This is a genomic window from Methylobacterium sp. J-078 (assembly GCF_022829285.1).
Classification (GTDB): Bacteria; Pseudomonadota; Alphaproteobacteria; order Rhizobiales; family Beijerinckiaceae; genus Methylobacterium.
Genome location: NZ_JAKSYI010000141.1, coordinates 41,723 through 56,760, shown reverse-complemented (window position 1 = coordinate 56,760; position 15,038 = coordinate 41,723). Strand labels below are relative to the sequence as shown.

Below are 15,038 nucleotides of genomic sequence, written 5' to 3'. Positions count from 1 at the left end.
CACCGAGGGCGCCCCGGCGCCCCCGGACGACGATCCACGCCCAGACCGAGACGAAGTTGCGCCCCATGAACGGGACCCCGCCTGCAATGGCCAGGATCGTCATTCCCCTCGGGCTGCTGATCTGCGCGATCGTGGCCGCGAGCGTCTGGCCCGGCCCCATCCTCGGCCTCGCCACCTCGATCCGCGACCGGTTCTCGGCGTCCGAGACCGCCGGGGCGGAGGCGAGCCAGGCGCCGGATTCGTCCGAGGGGCGGCTGTTCCGGCCGAGCCCCGCCCAGCGCGCCGCCCTGGACATTCAGCCCGTCCGGACGATGAGCTTCCGCCCGGAGGGTACGGCGGAGGGCCGCATCGCCCTTAACGACGACGACAACGTGCCGGTCACCTCACCCTATGCGGGCCGGGTCACCCGCGTGCTCGTGCGGGCGGGCGACACGGTCAAGGCGGGCGACGTCCTCCTCACCCTGGAGGCCACCGACATGGTCCAGGCGCAGAGCGACTATCAGGCCGCCCTCAACACCCTCGCCAAGGCGACCGCCCTGCTCAAGCTCGACCAGACCATCGCGGCGCGCCAGCAGGAGCTGTTCCAGGCCAAGGCGGTCGCGCTCAAGGACTACCAGTCCGCCCAGAACGACGTGATCGGCGCCCAGAGCGACCTGAAAACCGCCGAGGCCGGCCTCGAGGCGGTGAAGAACCGCCTGCGCCTCCTCGGCAAGACGGATGCGGAGATCGCCGCCTACGAGAAGAAGGGCACCATGAGCCCGGAGACCCAGATCCGGGCGCCCATCGCCGGCACCATCGTCCAGCGCAAGGTCGGTCTCGGCCAGTATCTCTCCGCCTCCAGCGACCCGGTCTTCGTGATCGGCGACCTCTCGACGGTGTGGCTGGTGGCCAACGTGCGCGAGAGCGAGATCCCCCGCATCCGCATCGGCCAGGAGATCGAGGCGACGGTGGCGGGCTTCGGCGAGCGCGTGTTCAAGGGGCGGGTGAACTACATGTCCGCCAGCCTCGACCCGGCCACCCGGCGGCTCGCCGTGCGCAGCGAGGTCGCGAATCCCGAGGGGCTCCTGAAGCCCGAGATGTTCGCGGCCTTCACCATCTTCACGGGACCCGGACAGACGGCGCCGGCCGTGCCCGCCGCCGCCATCGTGTACGAGGGCGCGCGGGCGCATGTCTGGGTGGCGCGGCCGGACGGCGCCATCGAGGCCCGGCCGATCACCCTCGGCATGACCGTCGGCGGGCTCGCCCAGGTGACCGGCGGCCTCTCGGCCGGCGAGGCGATCGTCACGCGCGGCGCCGTCTTCATGGATCGGGCCACCAGCGGCGACAAGGCGTCCTGAGGCGGGCGCCCGCCATCCGTCGAGGCCGAATCCCTGTTCGAAGCCGACACCTTTTTTCGAGGCGAAGACCTGTCATGACCCAGTCTCACCCATGAACGGCCTGATCGTCTTCGCCCTGCGCCAGCGCGTGCTGGTGTTCCTGCTGTTCGTGGTGATGCTGGCGCTGGGCTATGCGAGCTACACGCAGCTCAACATCGAGGCCTATCCCGACCCGGTGCCGCCGCTGGTCGACGTCATCACCCAGAATCCCGGGCAATCGGCGGACGAGATCGAGCGCTACATCACGATTCCCCTGGAGGTGCAGCTCGCCGGCATCCCCAACGCCACCGTGGTGCGCACGATCTCGCTGTTCGGCCTCTCGGACGTGAAGGTGCAGTTCAACTACAACTTCACCTACCAGCAGGCCCTGCAGCGGGTGCTCAACCGCCTGTCGCAGCTGCCGCCGCTGCCCAACGGCGCCCAGCCGCAGATCTCCCCCACGAGTCCCGTCGGCGAGATCATGCGCTACAAGGTGACGGGGCCGCCGGGCTACTCCTCCACCGACCTCAAGACCCTGCAGGACTGGGTGCTGCAGCGCCGGTTCAAGGCGATTCCCGGCGTCACCGACGTGACGGCCTTCGGGGGCCGCACCAAGGAATACGAGATCGCGGTCGACCTCACCCGGCTCCAGGCGCAGGGGCTGACCCTGGTCCAGCTCGTCACGGCGCTGAACAATTCGAGCATCAACGTCGGCGGCCAGACCCTGAACGTGGGCGAGCAATCGGCGGTGGTGCGCGGCATCGGCCTCATCCGCGACATGGACGACATTCGCGACACGATGCTGACCCAGGTCAACGGTGTGCCGGTGCTGGTGCGCGACGTCGCCGAGGTGCGGGTCTCGAACGCGCCGCGCCTCGGCATCGTCGGGCATGACGGGCAGAGCGACATCGTCGAGGGCATCGTGCTGATGAGCCGGGACGGCGAGAGCCTGCCGACGCTGAAGCTGGTCAACGCCGAGATCGACAAGGTCAACGCCAGCGGAATCCTGCCCCCGGGCGTGACGGTGGAGCGCATCTACGACCGCAGCGGGCTGATCCACACCACGACCCACACGGTGATGCACAACCTCGTCTTCGGCGTGGTGCTGGTCTTCGTGGTGCAGTGGCTGTTCTTGGGGAGCCTGCGCAGCGCCATCATCGTGGCGGCGACGATTCCCTTCGCCCTCGGCTTCGCCATCCTGATCCTGGTCCTGCGCGGGGATTCGGCGAACCTCCTCTCCCTGGGCGCCATCGATTTCGGCCTGATCGTCGACGCCACCGTGATCATGGTGGAGAACGTGTTCCGGCACCTGGCCGAGCCGGAACACGGCGAAGGCGAGGCACCGCCGGGCGGCTTGAGCGGGCGCCTCGGCACCATCGCCATCGCGGGCGCGGAGGTGAACCGGGCGATCTTCTTCTCGGCGACCATCATCATCGTGGGCTTCCTGCCGCTCTTCACGCTGACCGGCGTCGAGGGCCACATCTTCGGCCCCATGGCCAAGACCTATGCCTACGCGCTGCTCGGCGGGCTCATCGCCACCTTCACGGTCTCGCCCGCGCTCTCGGCGCTGATCCTGCCCAAGCACGTGGAGGAGCGCGACACCCTGATCGTGCGCCTGCTGCGCTTCGGCCACGTGCTGATCCTGCGCTTCGGCCTGCGCAACAAGGTGCTGTCGCTCCTCGTCCTCGCCGCGCTTCTCGGCGCCTCGGGCATCGCCGCGCGGACGCTGGGCCTCGAATTCCTGCCCAAGCTCGAGGAGGGCAACCTCTACATCCGCGGCACCATGCCGGCCTCGATCTCGCTCGAGGCCGGCAACGCCTACGTGGAGCGCCTGCGCAAGATCATCGCCGAGGTGCCGGAGGTGGTCACCGTGCTGTCGCACCAGGGCCGCCCGGACGACGGCACTGACGCCACCGGCTTCTTCAACGTGGAGATCCTGGCGCCCCTGAAGCCCTTCGACACCTGGCGCAAGGGCCTCGACAAGGAGGCGCTGGTCCGCGACCTCTCGGCCAAGCTCGACGAGGCCTTCCCCGGCATCGAGTTCAACTTCTCCCAGTACATCGAGGACAACGTCCAGGAGGCGGCCTCCGGCGTGAAGGGCGAGAACTCCGTCAAGATCTACGGCAACGACCTCAACGACCTCACCAAGACGGCCGAAGCCATCAAGGCCACCCTGTCGACGGTGCCGGGCATCGCGGATCTGGCGGTCTTCGCCTCCCTCGGCCAGCCGACCGTGCGGATCGACATCGACCGGCGAAAAGCGGCCCGCTACGGCCTGTCGCCGGGCGACGTGAACACCACCGTCCAGGCGGCTATCGGCGGCCAGACCGCGGGCGACCTCTACGAGTACGGCTCGGACCGGCACTTCCCCATGCGGGTGCGCCTCGCGCCCCAGTACCGCCGCAGCCTGGAGACCATCCGCAACATCACCATCGGGGCGGCCAACCCGGCCGGCGGCGTGGTCCAGGTGCCGCTCTCCGAGATCGCCACCGTGGAGCTCGTCTCCGGCGCGGCCTTCATCTACCGGGAGAACCAGGAACGCTACATCCCGGTGAAGTTTTCGGTACGCGGGCGTGATCTGGGTGGTGCGGTCCTCGAAGCCCAGGATCGCATCGCCCGCGAGGTGACCCTGCCGGCCGGGTTCCACCTCGAATGGGTCGGGCAGTTCACGAACCTCCAGGACGCCGTGCAGCGCCTCACCATCGTGGTGCCGGTGACGATCGCGCTGATCGCCCTGCTGCTCTACGTGAACTTCAACTCCGTGACCGACATGGCGCTGACGCTCAGCGTCATCCCGATGGCGATGATCGGCGGCATCTTCGCCCTCGTCCTGACCCTGACGCCGTTCTCGATCTCGGCCGCGATCGGGTTCATCGCCCTCTTCGGCATCTCCACCATGGAGGGCGTGATCCTGCTCTCCTACTACAACCAGCTCCTCGACGAGGGCTGGGCCCGGGCGGACGCGGTGTGGCACGCCGCCAACGTGCGCATGCGTCCGGTGATGATGACCTGCGTGGCCGCCTGCGTCGGCCTGCTGCCGGCGGCGATCTCCACCGGCATCGGCTCGCAGGTGCAGAAGCCCCTCGCCCTCGTGGTCGTGGGCGGCATCCTGCTCGCACCCAACCTCATCCTGGTGGTGGTCCCGATCCTGATCGCGCTGTTCTCGCGCCGGGTGCCGGCGACGATCCCGTCGGACGCGGCCATCCGGGCCGGGACCCGGGCCGAGCACGCGTGATGCAGCGATCACAGCCTCGCGCGCCTGCGCCCGCCCGCGTTGACTTCGACGCCGCTCCGGCGCCTCTACGGCCGCGGTTGGCGACAGGATTCTCCGACATGGCGGCATCATCCCAGAACGCGGCGCATGCCGGCCGGGGCCCGGCCCCGCGCCGCCTGCGCGGCGCCCTGCTCGCCCTCGCGATCACGGGCCTCGGCGGCTGCGTCGTCGGCCCGGACTACGTGCCGCCGGCCGATCCGCCCGTGACCCGCTACACCCGCGAACCCCTGGCCAACCCCACCGCCGCCGACACCATCCGCACCGCCCATGGCGGCTCGGCCGACCAGAACTTCGTCGCGGGCGCCGACGTGCCGGGACGGTGGTGGACGCTGTTCCGCTCCCCCGCCCTCGACCGGCTGGTCGAGGAGGCGCTCGCCAACAACCCGAATCTCGACGCCGCGCAGGCCGCCCTGCGGATCGCGCAGGAGAACGTCGAGGCGCAGCGCGGCACGCTGTTCCCGGTGGTCGCCGCCAACGGCCTCGGCTCGCGCCAGAAGGCTCCCGGGGGCGCCCTGCAGGGGCCGCTCAACGACACCCGGCAGCTGTTCTACAGCCTCTACACGCCGCAGGTGACGGTCTCGTTCACGCCCGACGTGTTCGGCGGCAACCGGCGCCAGATCGAGTCCCTGGAGGCGCAGGCCGGGAACCAGCGCTTCCAGCTGGAAGCCACCTACCTGACGCTGACCACGAACGTCGTCCTGGCGGCGATCCAGGAGGCGTCGCTGCGCGCCCAGATCGACGCCACCCGCAAGGTGATCCAGGCCCAGACCGAGGTCCTCAACCTCTACAACAAGCAGCTCTCCCTCGGGCAGATCGCCGGGGCCGACGTGGTGGTGCAGCAGGCCGCGCTCTCGGTCTCGATGCAGCTGCTGCCGCCCCTGGAGAAGCAGCTCGCCCAGCAGCGCAACCTGCTCACCGCCCTGGTCGGGCGCCTGCCGAGCGATGAGGTCTCGCAGACCTTCACCCTCGCGTCCCTGCGCCTGCCCACCAGCCTGCCGGTGAGCCTGCCCTCGCGCCTCGTGCAGCAGCGCCCGGACGTGAAGGCGGCGGAGGCCAACGTGCAGCAGGCGAGCGCGGCGGTCGGCGTCGCGGTGGCCAACCGCCTGCCGCAGTTCAACATCACCGCCAACGGCGGCGCCAGCGCGGTGCGGATCGCGCAGCTCGCGAGCTCGGCCGCCTCGTTCTACGGCATCGTCGGCACCGTGGCCCAGCCGATCTTCGATGCCGGGACCCTGTTCCGGCGCCAGCGCGCGGCGGAGGAGACGCTGAACGAGGCCCAGGCCCAGTACCGGGCGGTGGTGATCGGCGCCTTCCAGAACGTCGCCGACACGTTGCGCGCCCTGCAATCCGACGCCAAGGCGGTGGCGGCGGCCTCGGCCGCCGAGCGGGCCACGAACGAGAGCCTCGGCCTCATCCGCAAGCAGTACGCGGCGGGCGCGCTGAACAGCACGCAGGTGCTGATCGCCCAGCAATCCTACCTCTCGGCCCTCGTCACCTCGGCCGGCGCGCGCGCCAACCAGTATGCCGACACCGCCGCCCTGTTCCAGGCGCTGGGCGGCGGCTGGTGGAACCGCACCGACGTGAAGCCGGCGCCCCCGAGCACGGACCCGGCGAAGTTCCTCTGAGCGGTCCCATGGCCCTCGGGTTCGGCCCCCCGCCGCCCGGGTATCCGCGCTTGACCCCGGCCGCCCGGCGCGGGAAGGCACGCCTTCCGAACCGGGATCGAATTGGACAGGAAGGACCGCGATGGCCACGCCCCGCGACCTCAAGGTGCAGATGGCGGGCGAGACCCGTGCCCGCGAGCGGGCCCAGGCCCTCGCGGCGACGGAGGCCGCGCGGGCGAAGCGGGCCGAGACCGCTGCGCGCGCGGCGGAGGCCGAGCGCGACGTCTGGAAAGACCGGGCCCTGAGCGCAGAGGCCGAGCTGGAGCGACTGAAGGCGGCCTCGGCACCCTGACGCGGGTCGACGCAAGCGTATCCGCGCGCAACCCTCAAGCTCGCCGATGCCGTCCTGCGAATAGATGCGGCTACACCGACGAAGCACGGCGACGACGCGGAACATCGAACCGTCGGCTGATCTTCTCGTGACGACAGCGAATGCGTTCGCGACCGATGAGGAGTGCTTCGACGTGACCACAGACACGCGCGACATCTATGTGACGGCCCTCAAGAATACGCATGCCCTCGAAATGCAGGCGCTCCAGATCATGGAGCGTCAGGTCGAGCGCCTGGAGCGCTACCCGGAGATGGAGGCGGCCCTGCGCCGGCACATCGAGGAGACCCACGGCCAGCGCACCCGCCTCGAGGAGGCGCTGCACGCCGTCTCGGAGAGCCCGTCCGCCATCAAGGAAGGCGTGCTCGGCTTCGTCGGCAACATCATGGCCCTGGGCCACGCGCCGGCCCAGGACGAGATCCTGAAGAACGCCTACGCCAACCACGCCTTCGAGAATTTCGAGATCGCGGCCTACGAGTCGCTGATCGCGATCACCGAGGCCGCCGGCCAGCAGGCGGCGATCACGGGCTTCCAGCAATCGCTGCGGGAAGAGGAAGGCATGGCCCGCAAGGTGCGCGAACTCGTGCGCCCGACCACCCTGCGCTACATCGAACTGACCGTCGCCGGCGAGAAGGCCGACCGCTGACCGATCCGACGCGGCGATCCCGGGACTTTCTCGGGATCGCTGTGGCCGGTGCGTGGCGTAGCTGTTAGAGATCCCCGGCTGACCAGGGGAGACGACGATTTTCGACGACGCATGGGCGACGGGTTTGGGTCTCGTCGCCGTCATCGCCCTCGTGCTCGCCAACGGGTTCTTCGTGGCCGCCGAGTTCGCCCTGGTCTCCGTGCGCAAGAGCCGGGTGGCCGAACTGGTCTCCGAGCGTCGGACCCACGCCAAGGCCCTCCAGCGGGCCACCGATCAGCTCGACGCCTTCCTCGCCGCCACGCAGCTCGGCATCACGATCTCGTCCCTGGCGCTGGGCTGGGTCGGTGAGCCCGCACTCGCCCACATCATCATTCCGCTGCTCTCGTTCCTGCCGGAGCCGGTGGGCACCACGGCCGCGCACACCATCGCGGTGGTGATCTCCTTCGTCATCATCACGTCGATGCACATCGTGCTCGGCGAGCTCGCGCCCAAGAGCCTCGCCCTCCAGCGCAGCGAGCGCACGGCGCTGGCGGTCGTACGGCCGCTCGGCGTGTTCCTCTTCGTCTTCCGCCCGGCGATCCTGTTCCTGAACGGCCTCGGCAACGGCATCGTGCGGTTGTTCGGGCTCCAGGCCGGTCACGGCGAGGGGTCCCTGCACTCCACCGCCGAACTCAACCTGCTGGTCCAGGCGAGCCAGGAGGCCGGCCTCATCCGCGAGGCGCAGCAGGAGGCGGTGCAGCGCATCTTCTCCATCGGCGAGCGTCGGGTGCGCGATATCATGACCCCCCGCCACGAGGTGGAGTGGGTGGACGCCGACGAGGAGCGGGACGCGATGCTCCGCTCCGTGCGCGAGTGCGACCACGCCCAGCTCGTAGTGAGCCGCAGCGCGGTCGACGAAATCGTCGGCGTGGTGCGCAAGCAGGACCTGCTGAATCAGCTCCTCGACGGCCGCCCGGTCGACGTGCTGGCCGCCACGCAGCCGCCGATCGTCGTGCACGAGAGCATGTCGATCCTCGCCGTCCTCGAAACCTTCCAGGCAAAGCCGGTGCGGATGGCGGTCGTCGTCGACGAGTACGGCAGCCTGGAGGGCATCGTCACCCAGACCGACCTCCTGGAGGCCATCGCGGGCAATATCCCGGAGGTGGGCGACGAACCGAACGTCGTGGAACGCGAGGACGGCTCCCTCCTCATCGACGGGATGATGCCGGCGAGCCAGGCCTTCGACCGCCTCGCCTTCGCGGACCGGCCGAATTCCGACGACTTCACCACCCTGGCGGGCTTCGTGATCTTCCAGCTGGGCCGCATCCCGGCCACCGGCGACCATTTCGAATCGCACGGCTGGCGCTTCGAGGTGGTCGACATGGACGGCCGCCGGATCGACAAGGTGCTGGCGACGCCGCTCGTCTGACGACGGCTTTTCGGTTGATGGCTTCGGTCCGCCTGCGCACGACGCGCGCCCTCTCCTGACGGGAGAGGATTGGGGGTAATGTTTGGTCCACCTCCGAAGAGGTCACGCACCTCTGCCTCTCCCAAAGGAGCGGGGGCCCGCGTCATACGTTTTTCGGGTAATGGCTGCGATCCGCCTGCACGCGACGCGCGCCCTCTCCTGAAAGGAGAGGGTTGGGGTGAGGTGTGGTCCATCTCCGGAAAAGTCACACACCTCTCCCTCTCCCGAAAGGAGTGGGGACCCGCGCCAGAAGCCGAACCGATTCAGCAGAAAATCGTATCGGAAAGCGCACGATGCCGCCGGGAACCGTATGACGACGGGCCTCACGAAACGATCCGGGCGCACGGCAGAGGTTCGCCACGCGCGATCGGCCAGCCCGATATTCGAAAAGCGAACCGGGCTGCGGTCGATCGTGGAAGCGTTACGCCCGGCCCTGCAACTCGGAATACGATCCTCCCTGCACGATGGCGGCGCGCGAGCCGGAGATCATCGTCGAACTGGCCTCCCAGCGGCGCGGCCACATGGCCGCCCGGCCGGCGCGTGGAGGCCGGTCGGGAGCGCGCCTGTCACCTGATACGGTTTCCGGCTGAATCGTTCGGGTTCTGGCGCGGGTCCCCTCTCCTGGAAGGAGAGGGACAGGGTGAGGTGCGTGACCTCTCCGGAGGTGGACCACACCTCACCCCGGCTGAATCGTTCGGGTTCTGGCGCGGGTCCCCTCTCCTGGAAGGAGAGGGACAGGGTGAGGTGCGTGACCTCTCCGGAGGTGGACCACACCTCACCCCAAACCTCTCCTTCCAGGAGAGGGAGCACGGTGCGCGCGAGCGGGCCAAAGCCATGACCCGGAGCCCGCATCAGACCCGCGCCCCAACCAATCTCCAAGCGTCGTCCGCGAACGAAAACAGCCGACCAGGCCGCTCCGATTTGACTCGGACAGCCTGGTCGGCGGCTTGCGAAACGCGACGTGGACGAAGCCCGACCGCGACAGTCGGGCCCGGCTCGACCGATTACGCGTCGACCTTCTTGCGAGGACCGCGCTTCTTCTTCTCGGGCGCCGGAGCGTCCTCCTCCTGCTGCGCCTCAACCTCGGGCGCCTCTTCGCTGACGGTCTCCTCGGGTGCCGCGCGGGCGACGCCCTTGCGGCGCTGCTGACCGAGGCCGAGGGCGCGGGCGAGCTCGGAGCGCTGCTCGGAATAGCTCGCGGAGGTCATCGGGTAATCGGGCGCCAGGCCCCACTTCGCGCGATACTGCTCGGGCGTCAGGCCCCGCAGGGTGAGGTGACGGCGCAGGGTCTTGTACTGCTTCCCGTCCTCGAAGCTGATCAAGTAATCCGGGGTGACGGAGCGACGGATCTCCTGGGGCGTCGCCTTCGGCGGACCGGTCTCGGCCGCCGGCGTCCCGGCAGCAGAGACGCCGCGGATCGCTTCATGGACATCGCTCAGCAGCTTCGGCAGCTCGGCGCTCTGGACATGATTGTTGCTGACGTAGGCCGAGACGATATCGGCCGCCAGGGTGATGAGTCGCGCTGCGTCGGTGTCAGTTTCGTTCATGAGGCGATGCCAATCTGCATAAGTGTTGATGTTGTTGACAAACCTAGGCGCACTTCTTTTTCCAGGCAAGATGTTCTTCGGCCGGTCAAGCGTTTTTTCCTCGCCCCGCTGTGGATCATTTGTCAAATTTTCGCGCGCCGCCTGCACGACACCCAACAGTCACCCTCCGGTTGCCCGGTAAGACGCGGGATGAACCTGATGAATCGGCGAAACTCGTTCCGACTGTCGGGCGTTCTTGGAAACCCCTTCGTATCTGCGGGGCGGCGACAGGCAATTTCATCGACTTGTTCGTCGCGCAACGCGGGTTCAGCGGTGCGGGCGCATCGATTGCGCACGTGAACGGGGGCGTCCGTTTGCAAGTCGAGCCGATGCCGAATGGTTGCCGATCGAACGATGCCGGCGCCGCGTCTTCTGCGACATCGTTCAAAGCAAGGCGCTTCACGATCTCATTCCGGGCCTGGACTGCGTGTTCGGCAAGATCAGGTCCGACCGAATGCGCGAGACCCCGGCACGCCCCGGTCGGCGGGCGACGCGTCCGGCAGTACAGCTGCTCACTCGCTTGTGAGACGGGTGCTGGCGCAGGCTGACCGAAGCAGTCAGTTGGAAACCGGTGCGGCGGAGCGCCGACGGCCCGGTCGCGTATTGCAGCGGGACGATGCGTTGGGGGGCTTGGGCGAGATCAACGGGCCGAACGGCGTGGAGGCCCAAGGGTGGGCACCGGGCGACCGCCCCTCAGAGGCATGGCGTCGGCGACGACGGCCCGCGATCGGGCGGAACGCGCGCCGGCGGCCGGAGGCGAGGTCCGGCTACGGATCTCGCCGGGGCCGTGCCGGCCTCCCGCGAAGAATGCGGGACCGCCCGGCCCATCGGCGCGTGCGGGACCGGCGCGGCTGTCGCCAACGGGCCTCAGGCGAGGCCCAGCATCAGGCCGATGTTCTGGACGGCCGCCCCCGACGCGCCCTTGCCGAGATTGTCGAGGCGGGCCACCAGGACGGCCTGCCGGTGGGTGTCGCTGCCGAAGACGCGCAGTTCGAGCCGGTCGGTGTCGTTGAGCGCCTCGGGCTCGATGCGCTCGGCATCCCCGACCGGGATCACGCGGACGAGATCCTGCCCTTCGTAATAGGCGCGCAGGGCGGCCTGGATGGCACCGACCGTGGGCGTACCCGGCAGGGTGTCGAGGTGGAGCGGCACGCTGACCAGCATCCCCTGCCGGAAATTGCCGACGGAGGGAATGAAGATCGGCCGGCGGGTGAGGCGCGCGTAGGCCTGGGTCTCGGGCAGGTGCTTGTGGGCGAAGCCGAGGCCGTAGAGCAGGAACGGCTCGCCCTCCCCGGCCTCGTAGGTCTCGATCATGCCCTTGCCGCCGCCGCTGTAGCCGCTGACCGCGTTGATGCTGACGGGGTGGTCGGAGGGGAGCAACCCAGCCTCCACCAGGGGGCGGATCAGCGCGACCGCGCCGGTGGGATAACAGCCGGGATTGGCCACCCGGCGGCTTTGCGCGATGGCGCGCGCCTGCGCCGGTTCGAGTTCGGCGAACCCGTAGACCCAGGCCGGATCGACCCGGTGCGCGGTGCTGGCGTCGAGGATGCGCGGCCCGCCCCCGGGCAGGGTGTCGGCCAGCGCCACCGTCTCCTTGGCGGCGGCATCCGGCAGGCACAGGACGACGAGGTCGACCTCCTCCAGCAGGCGACGCTTCACGGCCGGGTCCTTGCGGCTCTCGTGCGGGATGCTGCGCACGCGCACCCGCCCCTCGCGCTCCAGGCGCTCGCGGATGCCGAGGCCGGTGGTTCCCGCCTCGCCGTCGATGAAGACCGTGGGCTCGCGCCCCGCGCCGTGTTCGCTCATGGACACTCGACTTCCCTTCGTCGGATTCGCGGGCCTTTAGCACGCAGCGGATCCGTGCGCGCCACCTGACCGGCCCGCTTCGTCAAGTCAATCGTCTCGCATCCCTCCGACAAGCCTTGATGACGACACGACTCATCTGTGCACGACGCATGCCGGGTCGGAACGGGCCGGGGGGCCGCCGGTTGTCGCCCCGAGAAATCAGCATTCCGGAGGCGCAGATGTCAGCGAGCGCGGAGAAGACCGACCCGAAGCTTTGGGAAAAGGTGAAGACCGAGGTCACGAAATCGGACAAGGGCGGCAAGCCGGGCCAGTGGTCGGCGCGCAAGGCCCAGGCCGCGACCAAGGCCTACAAGGATGCCGGCGGCGGCTACAAGGGAAAGAAGTCGGACGACAACCACCTCAAGCAATGGACCGAGGAGGAGTGGGACACGAAGTCCGGCCACAAGAGCGGCGAGACCGGCGAGCGCTACCTGCCGAAGAAGGCCCGCGCGGCGGTCTCCAAATCCGAGTACGACCGCTCGACGAAGAAGAAGCGCGCCGACACGGCGAAGGGCAAGCAGTTCTCGAAGCAGCCGGCCGACGTGGCCAAGAAGACCGCCGCGGCGCGCAAGAGGGACAGCGGCCACACCAAGGCCGACCTGATGAAGGCCGCCCGCGACAAGAATATTCCGGGCCGCTCCAAGATGTCGAAGAGCGAGCTCGAACACGCCCTCGCGTGACGCAAGCGTGCGGGCCCTATACCGGGCCCGCGCCCTCAGGCGACGAGTTCGCCCCAGCTCGACTTCCAGAGGTTGCGCGGGTCGATCACCACGATCTCCCGGCCGCTCTCGTTGGCCACGTGCACGGCGATTCCGAAGGCCTGGGCGATGGGCAGCGCTCCGGTGGTGCTGAACAGGCGGCCGTCGGCCAGCTTCACCTCCCCGGTGGTCGCGCCGTCGCTTTCCGCGAGGCAGAGGGTGACGGCGGACGCATCGGGCTCGCGGACACGCCGGAAGGGTTTGGCCATCGTGGGTTCGTCTCTCGCTGTGGCGGCTCAAAAAGAAAGGGCGGCCGAAGCCGCCCTGTCCGTATACCTGTCGAAACGCCTCAGCGCTTGGAGAACTGGAAGCTGCGGCGGGCCTTCTTGCGGCCGTACTTCTTGCGCTCGACCACGCGGCTGTCGCGGGTGAGGAAGCCTTCGCGCTTCAGGGGCGCGCGCAGTTCGGGCTCGTAGTAGGTCAGCGCCTTGGAGAGGCCGTGGCGCACGGCGCCGGCCTGACCCGAGAGACCGCCGCCATGCACCGTGACGGTGATGTCGTACTGGTCGACGCGGTTGGCGATGGTGAGCGGCTGGCGCAGGATCATGCGCAGCACGGGACGGGCGAAGTACACCTCGACCGCGCGGCCGTTGACCACGACGGTGCCGTTGCCGGGCTTGATCCAGACGCGGGCGACCGCGTCCTTGCGCTTGCCGGTGGCGTAGGCGCGGCCCTGGGCATCGAGCTTCTGAACGTGGACGGGCGCCGCGTTCTCGGGGTTCTCGACGTTCGCGCGGTTCAGGTCGGAGAGGGACTGGAGGGTCGCCATGATCAAGCGCTCACGTTCTTGCGGTTGAGGCTGCCGACGTCGAGCGCCTGCGGCTGCTGGGCGGTGTGGGGATGCTCGGAGCCCTTGTAGACCCGGAGGTTGCCCATGATCTGGCGGAAGAGCGGACCGCGCGGGAGCATGCGCTCGACGGCCTTCTCCACGACGCGCTCGGGGAAGCGTCCGTCGAGGATGAACTTGGCCGTGCGCTCCTTGATGCCGCCCGGGTAGCCGGTGTGGTGGTAGTACACCTTCTGCTCGCGCTTGCGGCCGGTGAACTGCACCTTCTCGGCGTTGATGACGATGACGTTGTCGCCGCAATCGACGTGGGGCGTGTACGCGGGCTTGTGCTTGCCGCGCAGGCGCATGGCGACGATGGAGGCGAGCCGGCCGACGACCAGGCCCTCCGCATCGACGATGATCCACTTCTTGTCGACGTCGGCGGGCTTCAGAGAAAAGGTCTTCATCCCGTGGCGTTCCGTATGGTGTCTGAAGTCAAAACGATGCGCCGCCGCGTGCAGGACGCGGCGGCGTTGCCAGAGCCAATAGGGGAGCGCGGTTCAGGCGTCAAGCGCGGACGCGGATCGGCAGGCGAAAATTTCGGAAATCCGTGTTCTAAGAATGACTTGCGGGTTACGGTATCAGAGTACCGCAGCGCCGGAATGCACCTGCGTGCGTGACATGGTTCTCTCTTCGCTATCCTGCCAACAGTGTCCGTGTGAACCGGCCGATCCGCGCCCTGAAGCGCGCAGCGTGTCCCCCTCTCTCGTGAGGAGGGTCTGGGGCCAAAGACCAATCCGCCTGACCATGCGGGGACCATTTGCGCCCATCGCAGACGTCAAGAACGTTCGTGATACCTGCAAAGCTGAAGCCGAAAGGTCATCGCTCCAACGTAAACGCCACCTCATACAGACCTGGATGCGCCTCGCCGTAGCCCCGGTTTCCGTCGATGAGGCCCTTGGCTGAGAGATGATCGAACACGCGTCGCGCTGCGTCGCGATCCATGCTCTGCGCGTAGTTCGCCACGCGCGTTCCATCCAGGCTCCGGTGCAGACTAGCCGATAACCAGCCATCGACCTCGCGCGCCACTCTCGCGGCTCGGGCCAGATGGTCGATCAGCGGTTGTTGCCGACCCTGTGGCACGGTGAAGATGTTGATTTGCGTGATGATACCGGTGTTGGCCGTGATGATCGGCATAACAGTCGCTCCGTGATCGCGCGCGTCCGTCAGGCCTTGTCGTGCGATCATTCGAAACGAAGGCGCGCCAAGCCCCGGTGGATCGCACCGTTGCTTGTCGCGGGTTCACCCCAAAGGGTGACACGGAGCCTCACGTGGAGGGAGCGGGCTTACCGATGCCGCACTGGTCCTT

General features: G+C 68.6%; 13 protein-coding genes. 7 read left to right on the top strand and 6 right to left on the bottom strand.

All coding sequences use genetic code 11. The features are described 5' to 3' along the window. Positions 1–86: 86 nt before the first annotated feature. The 6 genes from MKK58_RS25040 (at position 87) to MKK58_RS25015 (ending at position 8,675) form a co-directional block, all read left to right on the top strand. On the top strand, positions 87–1,337 hold the full coding sequence (locus tag MKK58_RS25040; RefSeq protein WP_243915662.1) for an efflux RND transporter periplasmic adaptor subunit: 1,251 nt from the start codon (positions 87–89) through the stop codon (positions 1,335–1,337). A gap of 91 nt (positions 1,338–1,428) precedes the next feature. Next, positions 1,429–4,590 carry an efflux RND transporter permease subunit gene (locus MKK58_RS25035; RefSeq protein ID WP_243915661.1) on the top strand — a complete coding sequence of 1,054 codons (3,162 nt, stop codon included), beginning with the start codon at positions 1,429–1,431 and terminating at the stop codon, positions 4,588–4,590. A gap of 98 nt (positions 4,591–4,688) precedes the next feature. Further along, positions 4,689–6,254 carry an efflux transporter outer membrane subunit gene (locus MKK58_RS25030; protein ID WP_243915660.1) on the top strand — a complete coding sequence of 522 codons (1,566 nt, stop codon included), beginning with the start codon at positions 4,689–4,691 and terminating at the stop codon, positions 6,252–6,254. 121 nt (positions 6,255–6,375) lie between these two features. Beyond that, complete coding sequence (locus tag MKK58_RS25025; protein WP_243915659.1) at positions 6,376–6,585, top strand: hypothetical protein; 210 nt, start codon at positions 6,376–6,378, stop codon at positions 6,583–6,585. Positions 6,586–6,757: 172 nt separating this feature from the next. Further along, positions 6,758–7,267 (top strand): ferritin-like domain-containing protein, encoded by a 510-nt coding sequence (locus tag MKK58_RS25020; RefSeq protein ID WP_243915658.1) that lies wholly within the window; start codon positions 6,758–6,760, stop codon positions 7,265–7,267. A gap of 151 nt (positions 7,268–7,418) precedes the next feature. After that, positions 7,419–8,675: a hemolysin family protein gene (locus tag MKK58_RS25015; protein ID WP_243915833.1), complete on the top strand. Its 1,257-nt coding sequence runs from the start codon at positions 7,419–7,421 to the stop codon at positions 8,673–8,675. 1,043 nt (positions 8,676–9,718) lie between these two features. Here the strand turns inward: MKK58_RS25015 and MKK58_RS25010 are convergent. After that, a complete protein-coding gene (locus MKK58_RS25010; RefSeq protein WP_243915832.1) occupies positions 9,719–10,261 on the bottom strand; it encodes a MucR family transcriptional regulator in 543 nt (180 codons plus the stop codon). Positions 10,262–11,167: 906 nt separating this feature from the next. After that, positions 11,168–12,106 (bottom strand): N-acetyl-gamma-glutamyl-phosphate reductase, encoded by a 939-nt coding sequence (gene argC / locus MKK58_RS25005; protein ID WP_243915657.1) that lies wholly within the window; start codon positions 12,104–12,106, stop codon positions 11,168–11,170. A gap of 218 nt (positions 12,107–12,324) precedes the next feature. Here argC and MKK58_RS25000 point away from each other — a divergent pair, with 218 nt between their 5' ends. Beyond that, positions 12,325–12,825: a hypothetical protein gene (locus MKK58_RS25000; protein WP_243915656.1), complete on the top strand. Its 501-nt coding sequence runs from the start codon at positions 12,325–12,327 to the stop codon at positions 12,823–12,825. Positions 12,826–12,860: 35 nt separating this feature from the next. Here the strand turns inward: MKK58_RS25000 and MKK58_RS24995 are convergent, their stop codons facing one another. The 4 genes from MKK58_RS24995 to MKK58_RS24980 all read right to left on the bottom strand — a co-directional run bounded on the left by MKK58_RS24995 (position 12,861) and on the right by MKK58_RS24980 (position 14,866). Further along, positions 12,861–13,112, bottom strand: a complete 252-nt coding sequence (locus MKK58_RS24995; RefSeq protein WP_243915655.1) for a hypothetical protein — start codon at positions 13,110–13,112, stop codon at positions 12,861–12,863. An 80-nt stretch (positions 13,113–13,192) separates the two neighbouring features. Next, entirely contained in the window at positions 13,193–13,672 is a 480-nt protein-coding gene (rpsI, locus tag MKK58_RS24990) for a 30S ribosomal protein S9 (protein ID WP_243915654.1), read from the bottom strand. A 2-nt stretch (positions 13,673–13,674) separates the two neighbouring features. Continuing rightward, positions 13,675–14,136, bottom strand: a complete 462-nt coding sequence (gene rplM / locus MKK58_RS24985; protein ID WP_238278161.1) for a 50S ribosomal protein L13 — start codon at positions 14,134–14,136, stop codon at positions 13,675–13,677. Positions 14,137–14,548: 412 nt separating this feature from the next. Beyond that, positions 14,549–14,866, bottom strand: coding sequence for an antibiotic biosynthesis monooxygenase family protein (locus MKK58_RS24980; protein ID WP_243915653.1), 318 nt, complete (start codon positions 14,864–14,866; stop codon positions 14,549–14,551). Between the last annotated feature and the right edge of the window lie 172 nt (positions 14,867–15,038).

Bases quoted from the DNA above. Each gene is read 5' to 3' on its own strand.
- MKK58_RS25040 (WP_243915662.1), top strand. From the start codon at position 87: ATGGCCAGGATCGTCATTCCCCTCGGGCTGCTGATCTGCGCGATCGTG.
- MKK58_RS25035 (WP_243915661.1), top strand. From the start codon at position 1,429: ATGAACGGCCTGATCGTCTTCGCCCTGCGCCAGCGCGTGCTGGTGTTC.
- MKK58_RS25030 (WP_243915660.1), top strand. From the start codon at position 4,689: ATGGCGGCATCATCCCAGAACGCGGCGCATGCCGGCCGGGGCCCGGCC.
- MKK58_RS25025 (WP_243915659.1), top strand. From the start codon at position 6,376: ATGGCCACGCCCCGCGACCTCAAGGTGCAGATGGCGGGCGAGACCCGT.
- MKK58_RS25010 (WP_243915832.1), bottom strand. From the start codon at position 10,261: ATGAACGAAACTGACACCGACGCAGCGCGACTCATCACCCTGGCGGCC.
- argC (WP_243915657.1), bottom strand. From the start codon at position 12,106: ATGAGCGAACACGGCGCGGGGCGCGAGCCCACGGTCTTCATCGACGGC.
- MKK58_RS25000 (WP_243915656.1), top strand. From the start codon at position 12,325: ATGTCAGCGAGCGCGGAGAAGACCGACCCGAAGCTTTGGGAAAAGGTG.
- MKK58_RS24995 (WP_243915655.1), bottom strand. From the start codon at position 13,112: ATGGCCAAACCCTTCCGGCGTGTCCGCGAGCCCGATGCGTCCGCCGTC.
- rpsI (WP_243915654.1), bottom strand. From the start codon at position 13,672: ATGGCGACCCTCCAGTCCCTCTCCGACCTGAACCGCGCGAACGTCGAG.
- rplM (WP_238278161.1), bottom strand. From the start codon at position 14,136: ATGAAGACCTTTTCTCTGAAGCCCGCCGACGTCGACAAGAAGTGGATC.
- MKK58_RS24980 (WP_243915653.1), bottom strand. From the start codon at position 14,866: ATGCCGATCATCACGGCCAACACCGGTATCATCACGCAAATCAACATC.